General features: G+C 55.0%; 8 protein-coding genes. 4 read left to right on the forward strand and 4 right to left on the reverse strand.

What is annotated here, in order from left to right:
* Positions 1-506: 506 nt before the first annotated feature.
* From P40081_RS04765 to P40081_RS04780, 4 genes are all read right to left on the reverse strand, one after another.
* Positions 507-2,075, reverse strand: a complete 1,569-nt coding sequence (locus P40081_RS04765) for an ABC transporter substrate-binding protein (RefSeq protein ID WP_052421670.1) — start codon at positions 2,073-2,075, stop codon at positions 507-509.
* Positions 2,076-2,106: 31 nt separating this feature from the next.
* Positions 2,107-3,000 (reverse strand): carbohydrate ABC transporter permease, encoded by an 894-nt coding sequence (locus tag P40081_RS04770; RefSeq protein WP_042133704.1) that lies wholly within the window; start codon positions 2,998-3,000, stop codon positions 2,107-2,109.
* 17 nt (positions 3,001-3,017) lie between these two features.
* Positions 3,018-4,007: an ABC transporter permease subunit gene (locus P40081_RS04775; RefSeq protein ID WP_042133706.1), complete on the reverse strand. Its 990-nt coding sequence runs from the start codon at positions 4,005-4,007 to the stop codon at positions 3,018-3,020.
* 137 nt (positions 4,008-4,144) lie between these two features.
* On the reverse strand, positions 4,145-6,469 hold the full coding sequence (locus P40081_RS04780) for a helix-turn-helix domain-containing protein (RefSeq protein ID WP_042133708.1): 2,325 nt from the start codon (positions 6,467-6,469) through the stop codon (positions 4,145-4,147).
* Between the two features lie 314 nt (positions 6,470-6,783).
* Here P40081_RS04780 and P40081_RS38205 point away from each other — a divergent pair, with 314 nt between their 5' ends.
* The 4 genes from P40081_RS38205 (at position 6,784) to P40081_RS04800 (ending at position 17,144) form a co-directional block, all read left to right on the forward strand.
* The gene (locus P40081_RS38205) at positions 6,784-9,876 is read left to right on the forward strand and encodes a fibronectin type III domain-containing protein (RefSeq protein WP_197074331.1); all 3,093 of its coding nucleotides are present in this window, start codon (positions 6,784-6,786) and stop codon (positions 9,874-9,876) included.
* A 252-nt stretch (positions 9,877-10,128) separates the two neighbouring features.
* Complete coding sequence (locus P40081_RS04790; RefSeq protein WP_042133710.1) at positions 10,129-12,321, forward strand: right-handed parallel beta-helix repeat-containing protein; 2,193 nt, start codon at positions 10,129-10,131, stop codon at positions 12,319-12,321.
* Positions 12,287-14,632 (forward strand): YyaL domain-containing protein, encoded by a 2,346-nt coding sequence (locus P40081_RS36180; RefSeq protein ID WP_052421672.1) that lies wholly within the window; start codon positions 12,287-12,289, stop codon positions 14,630-14,632. The genes P40081_RS04790 and P40081_RS36180 overlap by 35 nt, the downstream gene beginning before the upstream one ends.
* Before the next feature lie 121 nt (positions 14,633-14,753).
* Entirely contained in the window at positions 14,754-17,144 is a 2,391-nt protein-coding gene (locus P40081_RS04800) for a helix-turn-helix domain-containing protein (protein WP_042133712.1), read from the forward strand.
* Positions 17,145-17,231: the final 87 nt, after the last annotated feature.

Here is a 17,231-nt window from a genome sequence, read left to right on the forward strand (position 1 = left end):
AGAACCTATAGCAGGTATGCAAAAAGCACCGGCGCTGAAACAGAGCGCCGGTGCTTTTTACTATAGTGTAAATTGAACAATACCAAAAACGCGGATAACTCCGAAGAAGCGGCTAAAGAAGCCGGGAGCAGCATTGGCAAGGGCTTGACTGCGGATGTGGCTGTGGCTGTGGCTGTGAATGCGGGTGTAGCCGGATATAGTTGGATATTGTCCACTTGCTTATGAACGGAGGGACCCTTGCCGGGCAACAGTTGGATAATCAGCACTTAATAGGCTGCAAATAGATCAGAGCAGGGGAAATGCATGAAATTAAATGACGTTTCTCCAACTAATACCCCCGACTCCCTCAAAACACCCAAATTAAGATACGTTTATCCAATTAAAAATGCTGGGGGGATGCTCCCTGTGACCACCATTTTATAAAACTGCTAATTTTAATGGGAAAGTAACAGGGAACGGTGTTAGCCCCCGGAGAAGGCCTATCGCCGTTCCCTGACATTCGCAGCTTACTGTTTGTTTTTCAGAAACTCGGTCCACTGGGCAGTGATCTCAGCCTCTACCTTCTCGATGCCTGAGGCTTTGAGCTTGGCGATATAGTCGGGAAGGACTTTGTCCGGATCAACCGCACCGGTCTCCAGGGCAGCTTCAAACTCATTTTTGACGGCGTTGATGTTGGCGGCCTCTGCCTTGATCTTATCCTCGCTGTACTGGAAGCCGTTGCTGGCAGGCACGATTGCATTGTTGTTCAGCTCGATGGTCTTCTCCCAGGTATCTGCGGCCTGGCCCGGCTTCAGATAAGCATTGAACTGGTTACCGAACACCCAGTCGCCGTTAGGCGCATAGCCGGAATTCTCAATCGGAGCGATGTTCTGCTCGTCGACCTTGGTGTAATGCGTGCCTTCGATACCGTTACAGATCAGGTTATAGAGATATTGGTCGGTGTTGAGCAGATTGATCAGCATCAGGGCACGTTCAGGATTCTTGGAGTTCTTGTTGATGACCTGAATGGCGCTGGCAATCCCGGTGAAATAGCTGTCAGAGATCGGAGCGTATACGACATCATTGCCGCCGTTAATCGCTTTCTCACCAATCTCTCCGCCCGGCTTCGAGGTGAATTCAATCGCTACAGCCACATTGCCTTTGCTCTTGAGATCATTGATATTCTGCAGCACAGGCGCATCCTGGTTGATGTACCCTGCCTTGTACCAGGCGTTCATCGTCTGGAAATATTCTTTCTTGTTCTCCAGCTGTGTAATCTTGGAGATGAACTTCATCTCCGGATCGTCTTTCTTATAGAATACGGAAGAGCCGTCGGCGCCGACTTCAGTGCGGTCAATGTAGATGCCGTTGGAATTCTGGGCGAGACCGAGCGGTATGATGCCTTTTTCATTGTCCTTCAGTGTCTTGAGGAACGGCTCAATGTCTTTGTACGATTGAATAGACGCGAGATCAAGATTGTATTTGTCGGCAAAACGCTTCTGGATCACCAGACTCTTCTGCTTGGCTGCGATCTGATAGATCGGGAAGCCGTAGACTTTGCCGTCGGCGGCTTTCATGTCCGGCCAGAATTTGTCAGGAATATTGGCGCGGGCTTCGGGTGCATAGCTGCTGATCATCTCATCTGTAATTTCCAGATAAGCGCCCCGGTCAATATAAGGCTGATAGTTGCCGAGCCAGCCCTTGGAGCTGAAGGCAATATCGAAGTCTTCCTGGGCGGCGAGCATGGCATTCAGCTTTGGCTCATATTCGTCAAAGGTCAGCGGTTTGAGCTCGACGGTGGCGTTGATTTTGTCCTTGATGTATTTATTAATCTCATCGTTCACCAGCTGCTGGTCTTTGCCCGGGTCAGCGGCTACCGGATAAATGAAGGTCAGCTTAACCTCAGGAAGCTCGGTGGCGGCAGGTGTGGAAGCGGGATCGGTGCCGCTTGTGGCGGACGGTTCGGTTGTGGCATTGCCTGTGGCTGCTGCGCCGTTGTCTCCATTATTATTGCTGTTGCCGCAAGCCGCGAGAACCGACAGACACAGCAGGAGTACACACAGCAGCACAGCGGTGGATTTCGTGTGTTTGATCATTCATGAACCCTCCATTATTTTAGAATAGAAGCTATTCTTTCAGGGAGCCTACCGTAATGCCTTTGACAAAGTACTTCTGGAAAAAAGGGAAGATCAGCAGCATCGGACCGCTGGCTACAATAGCCATCGCCATCCGCACCGACAAGGTCGGGAAGCTCGCATACTTCAGCTTATCCGAGACCTCCGCCATCGGCGAGTTGGCCAGGAAGTCGGCCTGGGACAGGATGCGCACGAGCAATAGCTGCAATGGGATGAATTTGTCATTATCGATGAAGAGCAGGGCATTGAACCATTCATTCCAGTAGCCGAAGGATATCAGCAGTCCGAGCGTAGCCAGAGCAGGCGTGGACAGCGGCAGGATAATCTGGAAGAAAATCCGGAACTCCCGGGCGCCGTCAACCTTGGCCGACTCGATGATTTCCTTGGAGAGTTTGTCCAGGAAGCCTTTCATAATCATAATGTTGAAGGGGCTTAGCAGACCGGGAATGATCAGCGCAGCCAGCGTGTTCTTCAGATGCAGATACTGGGTCATCAGGATATAGAACGGAATCAGTCCGCCGTTGAACAGCATGGTGAAGAAGACGAAGAAGGTCAGCTGGCGGTTGTAGCGGAAATCTCTGCGGCTGAGCGGATAAGCCATCATGGCCGTCAGCAGGAGCGAGAGCACGGTGCCGATTACAGTAATCAGTATCGTTACCCCGTAACCGCGCAGCAGGGTAGTGGGCTTCTCAAACACAATCCGGTAAGCCTCGAAGCTCCACGCCTTGGGCAGAAGGTTATATCCGAACTGGCTCAGCGCATCCTCCGATGTCAGCGAGATGGAGATGACGAGCAGGAACGGAAGAGCGATCATAAGGCAGACTATGATGAAAAATATATTGATGCCGAAGTTAGACGGTGCGGATTTGGCTGTGTTCATGTTCATGTGTGTGCTCCTCCTGTTCAGAAAAGTGCGCTGTCATCGTCGATTTTGCGGACGACATAGTTGGCAGTGACGACTGTGATCAGTCCGACTACCGATTGCAGGAAGCCGACAGCTGCCGCGGAGTTGATATCCCCCAGCTTGGTCAGTGCCCGGTAGACGTACGTATCAATAATGTCGGTGGTCGGGAAGTTCGGCCCTACGTTGTTCGGCAGGAAATAATGCAGGCCGAAATCGCCGCGGATAATATTACCGAGCCCCAGGATGAAGAGAATAATGATCAGCGGCCTGATCAGGGGCAGCGTAATTCTGCGCATCATCTGTACACGGGTCGCCCCGTCCAGGGTGGCAGCTTCATAGTAGTCCGGGTTAATGCCGGTCATGCCTGCATAATAGATCAGGGTAGAGAAGCCGATGCCTTTCCAGAGTGAGACCAGCGGGAGAATGAAGATCCAGGGGGTCGTCTCCAGATACCAGTTATGCGGGTCGATGCCCACATAGCCGAGCAGCGTGTTAAGATATCCGTTCTGGAAGTCAAAGAAAGCGTTACCAATATAACCGACGATAACCATGGAGATGAAAAAAGGCAGGAACATCGTCGTCTGGTAGACCTTGACCAACCGGCCTGACAGCTCATTCAGCAGCAGTGCGAGCAGCAGGGCGGAGACCGTCCCCAGGATAATATAAGAAAAATTGTACAGCAGCGTATTGCGGATAATGCGGAAGGCGTCCTGCGCCTTGAAGAGGAATTCGAAATTCTGCAATCCTACCCATTTACTTCCGAAGATCCCCTCGTCATATCTGAAAAACTTGAATGCCAGAATCAGACCCACCATTGGAAAGTACGCGATCACCAGCTTGAATAGTATTCCGGGCAAGGCGAGCAGCAGCAGTTCGCGGTTCTTGCGCAGATGCCTGAATTCGCTTATCACCCATCGTAGAACAGCGGGCTGCCTGCGGCCTGTGTTCCCCGGAAGTGTGCTTAGTTCGGCCGGCTCAGGCTTTCCCATCTTCATCTCCTCCTCCGTTCTGTTATGAATCCATCATGCCATGGAGGGAAGAGGGAGGATACAATGTCATGTTCGAAAAGCTGTGCAGCGGGAGTATACAATATGAGAATTCCTGTGTATTCTTGGAATCGGCACGTTCAGGACAGTGATTTCTTAAGCCGGTAATCCTTCGGAGTGGTGCCGAACCGGGTCTTGAACAGCCGGAAAAAGTAACTCTGATTGGCATAGCCGCATTTATCCATAATCTCTGAAATCGTATAATCGCTCTGCAGCAGCAGCTCCTGTGCATGCCGCAGCCGGATATCGTTGATATATTCGGTAATGGATACGCCGCAGCTGTCCTTGAAGAGCTTGCCGAGATAGGCGGAGGTCAGCTTGACGTTCGCTGCAATGGACTGCTGGCTCAGATTAAGGTCGTTGAACTTCTGTTCAATGACCTCTTTGACAGTGCCGATAATCAGCTCATTACGTTCAGGACTGGCCGGCCGCTGGCCTTCACAGATGGTGGCACACAGCGACAGAAGAGCTACGTAAATCTCCTCCAGCGTCTCATGCGCCTGGGGAATCCGGTGAATCTGGTCGATGTCGAGGGGCAGGGAGCCTACCCGGTTGCCGGCAATTTCCGCCGCTGTATTCTGCACCACCCAAGCCAGGTCGGCAACGACACGCCGCATCTCTTCATACTGGAATGTGGCGAGGAGCGAGAAGGCTTTCTCCAGTTCGCTGCCTGCGGCCGTGAGCTGGCCTTTCTTCAGCGCCTCCGACAGCTTGCGTTCAATATCCGGCGGCAGGGTCTTACGTTTATTTCCGAGATTCTCCCGGACATCCTCCGGCAGGATGATCGATTTGTATCCCGAAGCGAAGGTATACAGAGATAATTGATAGGCCTGGTAGTAAGCAGCGGAGAGCTGCGGAAGCTGGGAGATTACGCTGCTGATTCCCCCGGACAACGACAGGCCGTAATACTGGCCGATCGTATCCTGAATCTCCCGGATGAGCGGCTTCGTGCCGGCAAAATCAGATGTGCTGCCGGTAGCTGATACAATTAGCACGATATGGTCGCCCTGAAGATCTACAGCTTCGCAGGGGTAAGCACGGGACATAATCTCCTGGGCGATATTGACCAGGGCGAAGCTGTGCAGCTTCTTGGAAGAAGGCGGCGTCGCCAGGTCATAAGCGGCATAACGTTCGATGCGCAGCACACATACGAGCAGGGATTCCCGGGCGGAGATCTGCAGCCCGTGCTTCTCAATCAGCAGCTGCATGTCATTATGGGAGAAGATCCGGCTGTCCGTCAGGAACTTGCGGATGTAATATTTGTTCACGATCTGCTCGGAGCTGATCTCCTGCAGCTTCTCCTGCATGCGCTGATAATGCCCGCTCATGAGATCCAGCTCGTTACCGTATGGTTCATCCGCTTGCTGCGGATCTGCGGACAGCGGGCGCATCCGCCGCAGCATATTCTCAATAGGGTCATAGAGCTTGTAGGAGAGCCAGACGGATACGGCAATCGACAGCAGCAGGAAGCCGCCGGTAATCAGCAGCGATTTCGTGCGGGCATCGGTCACATCCTTCATGACGGAGGCATACGGCTGGACATACAGGATCGTCCAGTCGCCGATGCCTTCCATATAGGTGATAATGCTTTTGCTGTTGCCGGTATTGCCGGTGACTGAACCGGAGCCTGCGCCGGTCATGGCCTTATGCTGCCGGATCAGTTCGGTAATACCGTCCAGGTCCGGTTGATTACTCTGCGCGAGGTTCTCGCCGGACAGCAGCTGTCCGCCGGAAGTCTGGATATAGATTTGGCCTTGGGCTCTTGTGCCTGCATCATTCAGTTTGGCGAGGCTGTCGAAGACCCAGCCGGATTTAATATAGAGAATGAGTGCAGACCGGTCGCCGGTAAAGGGGATGTAGGCATCGGTTACGATGAAGGCGAAGGCATCGATTCCGCCGTCCGTCCGCTCCAGGCTCACCGGGATCAGGCGTGAGGTCGGATGCGGCTGCGCCGGATGCAGCAGCCACTCTGTCATCCGTTCTTTGGTGACACCGCCGTCGACCAGGAAGTTGCTGGTCGAGCCGTAAAGCTCGTTGCTTGAAGCGTTGTAGACGGCAATGGAGTGCAGGAACGATGAGCTTTTCATCAGATTGGCCATTTCACGGTAACCGCGGATATAGTCCATTTGAGGCAGGGGTTTCGAGAATAGCAGCGGGATTAGCAGATTATCGTTATAAGCGAAGGTGGAGAGGTGGGTAATAATTTCATTCATGGAGGAGAGATTATATTGGGTCTGTGTCAGCACCTTAAGGTTGGAATTCTCCTGCACATTCTTGATCGAACGTTCCAGCACATAGGTATTTACAACGGCTAAGCCGGTCAGAATCAGGGCCATGGCAAGCATGATGGAGAACATGACGGATTGGAAGTATTTTTTCGATTTATAAAATGAGAACGGTTTCATAAATCCAGCCCCTTCGGCGCAGACATAGTTGTGAGAGTAGGTATGATATAGTTTTAAACAAATTTGCCTAGAGGTGCAAGGCTTTTGTCAGACGCCTGGATGATATTCTGTAAAATTAAAGCTTTTGGCGTTTTATACAGTGTGTAAAACATGCTTTTTGATAAAATGAACAGTTTCTCCCCCTGTAGAAGGCATGGCAAGATAAGGAGGAGATGTCCCGGCTCACATTCAGTCTGCCCTGCCGGAAGCATCGGATCATGCGGAAAGCCGGAAGCCAGTCTTGCAGCCGATTCAGAATTGAAGGGGAGGGATTTATGAAGATGACAAGCAAGCTGAAACACGCCTCAAAACTGAAAGTGCGGATACTCTGTATTCTTGGTGCTGTATCGCTTCTCCTGCCAGCCGTGCCGGCAACTCCGGCGTTTGCCGCAACAGTGAATGTAACCGCTTACGGTGCGAACGGCGGGGATACCGCAGACGACAAGGCGGCGTTCCAAAGTGCTGTAGATGCAGCGGTCAGCGGAGACACTGTGCTCATTCCGGCGGGAACCTACTATCTGTCAGGAACCGTCAACAGCAAATCCGGCGTCAAAATTGCCGGGGCCAGCCGGGATTCGGTAATTATCAAGTTCACTCCCGGCGCCACGGCCGCAACCTTCTTCTACCTGCATAATGCGCTGAATGCTGAAGTATCGGACATGACCCTCGATGGAGGCAACAACACCGCAGCCCAGTCTGCCGTTACTTCCGAAGACAGCGACGGCAACAAGATGCGTAATTTGCGGGTCAAGGATTTCGTCGCATCGAGCGGTTTCGGACCTTTTGCGCTATATGCTGTAAGATCGACCCATATTGAGATTTCGGGCAATACAATCACCAACACCGGTGTGAATTCCGACTGGGGAGGCGGGGTACGGGCCGGCTGGGGCTCCAGCTATGCGCTGATTGAGAATAATACGATTGCGGATACGGGCCGGGGCGGGATTTTTGTGAATGATGACAGTCCTTACGCTATCGTCCGCGGCAACACCATCACCGGCACCGGTAAAAAAATGGAGGGCCTCGGCATCGAGCTGCACACCAACGTCGACTATTCGCTGATTGAGAACAACAACGTCGATCACTGGATCAGCGCCGTCCGCTCGAAGTATATTGCGGTGCGCAACAATGTAGTTAAGGCAACGGACGGCTCAGTCGGCCACATGGGGCTGGAGGTTATGGTTGACCATGGTGTCACCTCGGGCAATCTCGTAGACGGGGGACAGCAGGTGGGCATGCAGCAGTCGCCGGGTACGGGCTATCAGCTGTGGAACTACAATACGGTGCAGAACATCGTGATGTGGGGTATGCAGCTTCAGGGTGCCGGCACCGGACAAACCGAGCAGTATCAGTACTTTTACAAGAATATCTGGAAAAATGGACCGGCCGGCAACCCTGCCGCCGCTTATCCGGGGTATGACGGCAATGCCGTGCGGATTCACGGGGATACGCGGAACATTACTTTTGACAGCAACCAGATTCTGAATAACGGCCGGAAGGCTATTGAGATTACGACAGCTTCCGGGGTGGACCGGATCAGCTTTGTTAATAACACCATTACTGGAAACAGTGGACCATCCATTGACCAGTATCCGTCAGCGGCTGCTGATCTGGAGTGGAGCGGCAATACCGTCAGCGGCAACGGTACGAATACGCAGCTTACCAGCCGGGGCTTCAGTGATCCGAAGCCGGTAGCCAATTTCACCGCACCGCTGACCGTTCAGCTCGGCCAGCCCGTCACATTCACCAATACGTCCACAGACAACGGCAGTATTGTGGAGAATCTGTGGGATCTGGGTGAAGGCATTCCGGTTACCACGGTGAGTCCAACCTATACGTACCAGAAGGCAGGCACCTATAAGGTCATACTTGGTGTCTGGGATAATGGCGGCCGGGCCAGTGTGAAGGAGCAGACGGTGACCGTATACGCTGGTCCGCCGGATACTACAGCGCCTACCGCACCCGGCAGCTTAAGCTCGCCTTCCAAAACAGATACCACAGTCAATCTGACCTGGTCGGCATCCACCGACAATGTGGGGGTATATGGCTATACGATCTATAAAAATGGTGTAAGCACTGGAACTACAGTAGGTGCAGGGGCAACCTCTTATACGGTAACCGGGCTTACAGCGAATACAGCCTACAGCTTCACGGTGAAGGCCAGTGATGCGGCGGGCAATCTGTCGGCGGCAAGCAATGCGCTGAGTGTAACGACAAATGGTCCGGATACGGTGGCGCCGAGTGCTCCGGCGAATCTCGCTTCACCGGCCAAGACGGACATCAGTGTCAGTCTTACCTGGAGCGGATCAACCGATAATATTGGAGTCACGGGCTACAATGTCTATAAGGGGGGCGTACTGGCCGGGTCGACCACGGGAGCACTCAGCTTTGAGGTGACGGGTCTTGCGGCAAGCACCGCCTACAGCTTCACTGTCAAGGCGAAGGATGCAGCAGGCAACCTGTCGGCCGCGAGCAATACACTAAGCGTAACGACGCTGGTATCCTCGGCTAACTGGGTTCCTTGTGCCGGTGAGAACAATCCTTGTAACTTCACAGGCACCAAGCAGGTGCGCTTCGGGGCGAACAACAGCTACGCCTACGGCACCTACACCAATACCGTCATGTGCTCGACGAATGCCTTCGGCACCGATCCGGCCGTGGGTTTCTACAAGACCTGTGATGTGAACCAGGGTGGAGGCAGCAACCCGACACCGACACCAACACCGACACCGACAATGATGCCAACACCAACGCCGACACCGACGGCAACGCCAACGGTAGCACCGACACCAACGGCGACAGCGACACCGACGCCAACGGTAGCACCGACACCAACACCAACGGCGACGCCAACAGTAACACCAACACCGACGCCTGGTGGTTTGACTCAGGTCGGGACGATTACCCGTGAATACTGGACCAATGTTACGGGAGGCTCAGTTTCAGCCATCCCGGTAGGGACGACACCAACCGGGGTTACGGCCTTGACGAGTTTTACAAGTCCGTCGAACTGGGCCAACAGCTACGGGGAACGCGTAAGAGGATATATTGTGCCGACGGTTACAGGTGTTTATCAGTTTGCCATTGCCGGAGATAATGACTGTGAGCTCTGGCTCAGCACGACTAACAGTGCGGCCAATAAGGTCCTGATCGCCACCGTAGCCGGCTGGACGCCAGCGGGAAATTGGACCTACCAGCCTTCGCAGAAGTCCGGCCAGATTACATTGACCGCAGGACAGCGCTATTACGTAGAGGCGCTGCACAAGGAAGATCAGGGCGATGACTCCCTGTCCGTAGCCTGGACCGTTCCGGGTGGCGGATCAACGTTCACGGTCATTGACGGGGCGCATCTGGCTCCAATTCAGTAAGGTAAGCAGGATACAGCTATAAGTTACGGAGGCTTTCGCAGGGCTAAAGGCGGCCCCGCGAAAGCCTCTTTGCTGCGGAAATGAATAGTAAATCTCATAAAGTACAGTATGAATGCGGGTAATTGCCATATTGAACAGTAGCGCCGGAGGTGGATTAGATTGCATGCTGGAGACAGGAGCTGAGGCGGTATATCAGGCTTTCGGAGAAGCTATATATCCGTGTGAATATGGGTGAAGAAGGGAAGATGAGCGATGAAGGAAATGATCTCAGCAGAACAGCAAACAGACAGTGAATTGCAGCTATATGTAGACCCGCACAGCGGGAATGATTCCGGCAGCGGAAGCCGGGAAGAACCGTACCGCACAATTCCCGCCGCGCAGAGTGCGGTGCGCGATGCCCTAGCCGGAGGGCACACAGGGCAGATAACAGTCTTCCTCGGGGGCGGTATCTACGAGCTTGGCGAGCCGCTGCGCTTCGGGTGCGGGGATGCAGGGGGTACCTGCTGCCGTGTACTCTACCGCAATGCTGAGGGAGAGAAGTCGGTTCTCGCGGGAGGCGCCGTGCTCTCCGGCTGGGAACTGTGGCAGGACGGCATCTGGCGTACAACGCTGCCGCAGGGAACCCGGTTCCAGACGCTATATGCAGGCGGGGAACGGGTAGTGAAAGCCCGTCTCCCGGCGGCGGGGTATTACGAATCCGCCGCCTCGGTTGAGGGAAGAGAGCATGACGGAATCATTGCCCGGAAAGGGGATGTGCCGGAGCAGCTGGATACGGCGGGACTGCAGATGTTTGTGTGGCCGGGGGAAGGGGAGTGGAACTGGGCCTCGGAGACAATTCCGGTGCGGCGGATCGATCACTCTTCCGGCTGGATTGAGCTTGCGCGGCCCACCATCTGGGGAATTGGCGCAGGCTCACGCTTTTTCCTGCAGGGCTCGCTGTCGTTCCTGCGTGTACCCGGCCAATTTCATCTGGATGAGGCAGAGGCTATGCTGTATTACCGGCCCAAGCGCGGCACTCCGCTGGAGGAGCAGGTTATCGCCCCGTCTGTCCTGCGGCTGCTTGAAATTCAAGGGGAAGATGATTCCCGGCGGGTATCCGGTCTGGCCTTCCAGGGTCTGACTCTGGCCTGCACTGATTTCTATGAAGACTATAAGATGATGCGCAGTGAGCCGGGCATGGATAATGTTGAACCGGATGAACAACGTAACGGAGTGGTCTATATCCGCAATGCGGAGGAAATTGAAATCTCGGATTGCCATATCCGTGAATCCGGCGCCTGCGGCTTCTTCCTAGACCGCAGCGCCGAACGGATTGTGCTGGACGGAAACATTATACAGACCGTTGGACACACGGCCATTTACGCCTCAGGTTATGCCCCGGGGGAAGGCAGCTTCCGTGAAGTGGAGGATGCCAATCAGAATAAAGGACACCGGATCACGAACAACCGGATTAGCCATGGCGGAGAGCTTGTCGGCCATGGAAGCGGAATTGTCCTGTATCAGTGCGGGGACTGCGAGGTCGCGCATAACCGCATCTCACATATGCCCCGCTACGGGATATCCCTCAAAGGACAACGTCATCAGCAGTTGCCGGAATCTCTATGGGGTGTAGCCGTGACGCGGGAGAACCATTGGGATTTCCTCTTTACCCGGGCCAACCGGATCAGCTATAACGATATCTCGGAGGTGATGACCGATAGCCAGGACGGGGGGCTGATCGAATCCTGGGGAATCGGCCGCCGGAACGTCATCCATGGCAACCGGCTGCATCACAGCGGTATCTATTTCTCCTTCGGCTTCGGCATTTATCTGGATGATGCCTCCGATGATGTAACTGTGACACATAATGTGCTTGATCATCTCTACAGCACTGGTGAGGGAAAGCTATGGATGACGATTTTCTCCAAAGGCGTCGGCAATGTCATCCGCAACAATCTGATGGCGGATAATCCCCAGGCGGTCAACGCTATAGGCTCGCAGGAGATGGTAGGGGAAGCGAACCGGGATATTACGGTCGAAGGAAATATCATCTCTAATTCAGGTCATCTGTACTGCTTCGTCAACTGGAGTCCGGAGCGGTTCCGGGCTGCTGACCGCAACCTGTTCTGGCGCGGTGGGGCCGTCCCCCGGATCACCGGCGAGCTTCCGGCAGAGTCTTTCGGCCCCAATAGTGTATGGGGCGAAGAATACACATGGGAAGCCTGGCGTGCTGTACTGGACGGCAAATATGATGCCGGTACCGTCTTGGCCGATCCCGCTTTCGTTGATGGTCCGGCAGGGGACTACCGGCTGCTGCCTTCTTCGCCGGCTTATGCCTTAGGCTGGGAGGATATCGATTTCTCGCAGTTTGGCCCGCGTGACAGAGCTTCAGAAGCAGGTTTGGCGGAGAGAGAAGAGAGGGGGGCGGCAGATGCAGATGCAGATGCAGATGCAGAAGAAGCTTGAGCTGCTGCTTGAAGAAGCCGGAGCGAAGCTGGCTTTCGCTTCGCACACCTTCGAGGAGGCCGAGCCGCTTATGGAATATCACACTGGCTGGGCGGCAGACGCAGGGGATGCAGGAGATGCAAGAGATGCAGGAGATGCAGGAAATGCCGGAGAAGCTGGGCAGACCCTTCTGCCTGCCGGAGAAGCAGCGGCTTGGGAGATTACGCTCGGCTGCGCCGGGATAGGCGGCAGCAGTGATGGAGCCAGGCTCGAAGTGAACTGGTTCCACCGGGGACAGTCGCTGCAAACCGCAGCGGAGGTCCGCTTTGAATTTGCTGCCTGGGACCGCACCAATTATGTGCTTGTTCCCGGCGCTATATATAACGGTAACCGCTTCGATGTGCGCAGCTTCAGCTATCCGCCCTGCTGGAGCAAGCTGCCGGAGCACGGCCCGGATACTCCGGCGCTGATTACCGATGTGCCGCGGCTGTCCGTAGGGCCCGGCCCTTCGGCCTTCCACCTGCTGGCCGGGGACGCAGCTACACCGGCGGTGGGAGTATATGATCCGGTCCGCAGACAGGGAATCCTGATTCTAACCTGCCAACAGACCGGCTGCGGGGAGACCTCGATTCATGTGCAGGAAGCGGAGGACAGAGGCTCTGCTGTTATATCCTTCCGTGCTCCGGGCGTACGGCCGCGGATCAAATACGACATGTGTACCACCGGAGCCCCTTCCCCGGATAGAGGGGCGGACTTCGGGGAAGGCGATAAGCTCAGCCTGAGCTTTGAGGTATACAGCTTCCCTTGCGGCAGTGTAGACGGATTGTTCGCCAGATTCGCCGGGGTGCGCAAGTCGCTGGCGGGAATTCCGGCGCTGTCCTCCAGCCTGCCGTTCTCGGCGGCATGGGCCATTCAGGAGCAGAAATATAACGAACTGAATTGGAAGGAGCCGTACGGCTATTACGCCGTAGGCACCGTGGATATGAAGCATCAGGACTGGCAGCTGGGCTGGGTCGGGGGCGGGATGTCCAGCTATGCGCTGCTGCTTGCGGGCGGCGAAGAATCGGTCCGCAGAGCCGGCCGGACCCTTGATTTCATCTTCGGCGGGCAGACGGAGGCCGGATTCTTCCCCGGTGTATTCTATAACGGCCGCTACTACGGCGATGAGTTCAATGAAGATCCGCAGCGCGATCATCCGGAGCAATGGCATATTGTGCGCAAGAGCGCAGATGCGCTGTACTTTCTAGTGAAGCATCTCATGGCGATGAACACACTGCATCCGAATGAGCCTGTACCGGAGCGCTGGCTTGAGGGCACGCGGCGGCTTGCCGATGGCTTCCTCCGCTTATGGGGCCGGTATGGCCAGTTCGGCCAATGGGTGCAGGCGGAGACCGGAGAGCTGCTGGTCGGCGGCTCTGCCGGAGGTGCGATGGCGGTTGCCGGACTGGCGCTGTTTGGCCAACACCTGAATGAAGAGGTGTATCTGGCGGCGGCGAGGGCAGCCGGGGATTATTATTACCGCCAGTATACCCGGGAGGGTGTGACCACGGGCGGGCCCGGAGAGATTCTGCAGTGTCCGGACAGCGAGTCGGCCTTCGCCCTGCTGGAAGCGTTCATCGTCCTCCACGAAACGACAGGGGAGGAGAAGTGGCTGCAGCGGGCAGAGGAAGCGGCCCGGCAGGCAATCTCGTGGTGTGTGTCGTATAATTTTGTTTTTCCGCAAGAATCGACCTTCGGACGGCTGGGGATTGAAACGGCAGGCTCGGTCATTGCCAATGTGCAGAATAAGCACAGCGCTCCGGGCATCTGCACCCTGTCTGGCGATTCGCTTCTGAAGCTGTTCCGGGCCACCGGTAATCCGCTGTATATGGAGCAGCTCAGGGATACTGCGCATCAGCTTCCGCAATATCTCTCCCGCCAGGACAGACCTGTCATGGGCTGGGACGGGAAGGAGCTGCTGCCCGGTTATATGAGCGAAAGGGTGAATATGAGCGACTGGGAGGGCACGGAGCTGATCGGGGAAGTGCTGCCGCTCTCCTGCTGGTGTGAGGTCTCGAATATGCTGACCTATGCGGAGGTTCCGGGCATCTATGTGCAGCCCGACACAGGGCTGCTGTGGATATTTGATCATGTGGAATGTTCACTGGAGCAGGAGGAGGGGAGGCTGGTTCTCACTGTTGCCAACACCACTAATTATCCGGCTGAGGTGTCCATATTCGCAGAGCTGTCGACCGCAGCGGGAGTTCCGCTCGGGCAATGCGCTTCAGCCGATTGGCCGCGCATTACCTTAGAGCCCGGCGCTGTCCGCAGGGTTCCGCTGGCTTTTCACTGAAACCAAATCGCAGTCTGAGATCGGAGAGCAATTCGCACATTGTACAGTAGATAGCCCCATCCGCTATATGTCATGCTGGTTACAGGCGGCATAATGCATCTTAGTAGAGGGGGGACTGCTGATGTGGCAAGCTTACAGGTCCAGGAAGTACCTGCTGCGCATTATAGGCTCTGTAACACTGCTGATGGTGGCTGTTCTCGCCGGTTCTTCGCTGCTCCTGCAGTATAATGCGGAACGCAGCGCGATCCGGATGCAGCAGGAGGTCAGCCGCAAGGCTATGAAGCAGATTCAAATCAACCTGTCCTATATGTCAGGGGTAATGTATAATCTGGCTGTCTCCCTGTACATGGACCCTAATATTGTACCGCTGCTGAATTTGCGCGATCCTGATGAAATGCTGGTGATCCGTTCGATGAATTCGCTGAAGCAGGCCTACCTCTCCTCTTCGTTCCTGCATTCGATCCTTGTCTATAACGGTTATGACGACCGGACCTATACCGTAGGGGAGCTCAGTCTGAACAAACCGGATGCCCCGATGAGCGGGGAGATTGCCCTGCTGGTGAAGAATAAGCAGAAGCTTCCCCGGATGAAGCTGATTCCGATGAATTTCAGCGGAGCAGACCAGCCCGTTGATTTCTTTTCGCTGGTGATGTATCAGAATTTCACGGACACCGGCACCAGTAAGGAGAGTGCGCTTGTCGTCAATATCAAGCCCGAATGGCTCTATGAGAATCTGCGCTCGTTCAATGACTTCGCTATTCCTGAGCAATCGGGCGTCTATCTGCTGGATGAGGCAGGCAAGCTGCTGCTCTCGGGTAACCCGGAGCTGCTGCCTAGTCAGGGGGAGCTGATCCGGGCGCTGGGCGGGCATACGCCGGGGGATGCCGAAGCATTCGGCACCTTGTCCGGCAGGTTCGGCGGCAGCACCAGACTGCTGGTCAACTATCTGAATATGCAGGGGACGAACTGGAAGGTCGTCAGTGTGCAGCCGTATGAAATTATCCTTCAGCCTATACGGGAGCTGCGCGGCACCTTTCTGTCCGTCATTATTGCCGTTCTGCTGCTGGCTGTGGTTCTGGCTACCCTTGTAGCACACAAGCTCTATAAGCCTATTGGACGTCTGATAGGCCAGCTGGGGATGCAGCCGGGAGGGAAGGCGGCGGCTGGTAAGGCCACGGGGCAGAATATGGAGAAGGGTAAGGAGAAAGATAAAGATAAGGATGAATTATCGGCCGTGGCCAGCCTCTTCAGCACAATGGCCCAGCAGCTGCGGAGCGTCTCAGACGAGCAGGGCAAACAGCGGCATATTATTACAAGCTATTACCTCCGAACCCTTCTCTCCGGTGGCAAGGCGTTGTCCGCGAAGGAATTCGAGGATAATATCAGGCAGAACGGCCTGCAAATCAGCCGCAGCGGCCCTTACCGGGTAGTCCTGATTCAGGTGGACGGATATTCCGGGTTCAGCAGCAGGACCAGCCATGATGAACGCAGCCTGTATTATTTTGCTATCCGCAATATTGCAGAAGAGATCCTGCGTCCCGGACGATATCTCTGTGAGCTGGCAGATATGCGCAGCAGTCATCTGGCCCTACTGATCAGCCGGGCGGAAGGCAGCAATAGTGAAACCGAAGATGAGGAAGCGCTGCATGAGCTGTTCCGTAACATCCAGCAGGTGGTCAGCAGCTATTACCAGCTGTCACTGACCCTGACGGCCAGTGAACCCTGTGGCAGCCATGAACAGATTCCGGACCGTTATGCGGCGGCTGTTCAATATTCGATGTATAAGCTGGTATACGGCCGGCAAAGCATCATTACGAAGGGGCGAGTGGACGGCAATCTCCGGCAGCAGGAGTATAGCTTCCCGGCGGAGCTGGAGAAGAGGCTGGGTGAGAGTATCCGCACCGGTCATCTGCCTGCCATGGAGCAGGCCATCGGGCATATGCTGGCTCCGCTGGGGCATTGCCATTATGATGCCATTGTTCACAGCCTGCTGCATATCACGGGCATTATCAAAACCTCCGTTAAGGAGATTAACCATAACCGTGTTATTCCGCTGAATGTGGAGCTGAGCACGCTCAGCCGCCAGGTGCTGGAGCAGGAGACGCTGCAGGAGACCGCTGAATTATTCGGCAGGGTATGCCGGGATATCCATGATCAGCTGGACCGGACGGGCAGCGGCAAGAATGCGGCTCTGATGGACGCGATTAAGGAAATCATTGAGATGAATTATAAAGAGCCGAACCTCAGTCTGCAGGGGATTGCCTCGATGCTGCATATGACTCCTGCCTACGTCGGCAGAATGTTCAAGCAGAGCGAAGAGGTATCGGTGAGCGAGTATCTGAACGATATCCGCCTTCAGCATGCCCAGACTTATCTGGAGACGAAGAATATCAGCATCAAGCAGATTATGGAGCTCGTCGGATACGTCAATGAGAGTACCTTTTTCAAATTGTTCAAAAAAGCCTTCGGCGTTACCCCCAAGGAATACCGCCTGAAGCGGTCGCTGGAATAGGCTTCATTCACTTGCGGAATCCCGGTTGCGCTGTGCCTCCTGCAGAACGGACCGGGATTTTTGCTGTCTGGAGAGGATATTCCGGTG

Origin of the sequence: Paenibacillus sp. FSL P4-0081, assembly GCF_000758565.1 — a bacterium.
Lineage (GTDB): Bacteria > Bacillota > Bacilli > Paenibacillales > Paenibacillaceae > Paenibacillus_AQ > Paenibacillus_AQ phytohabitans.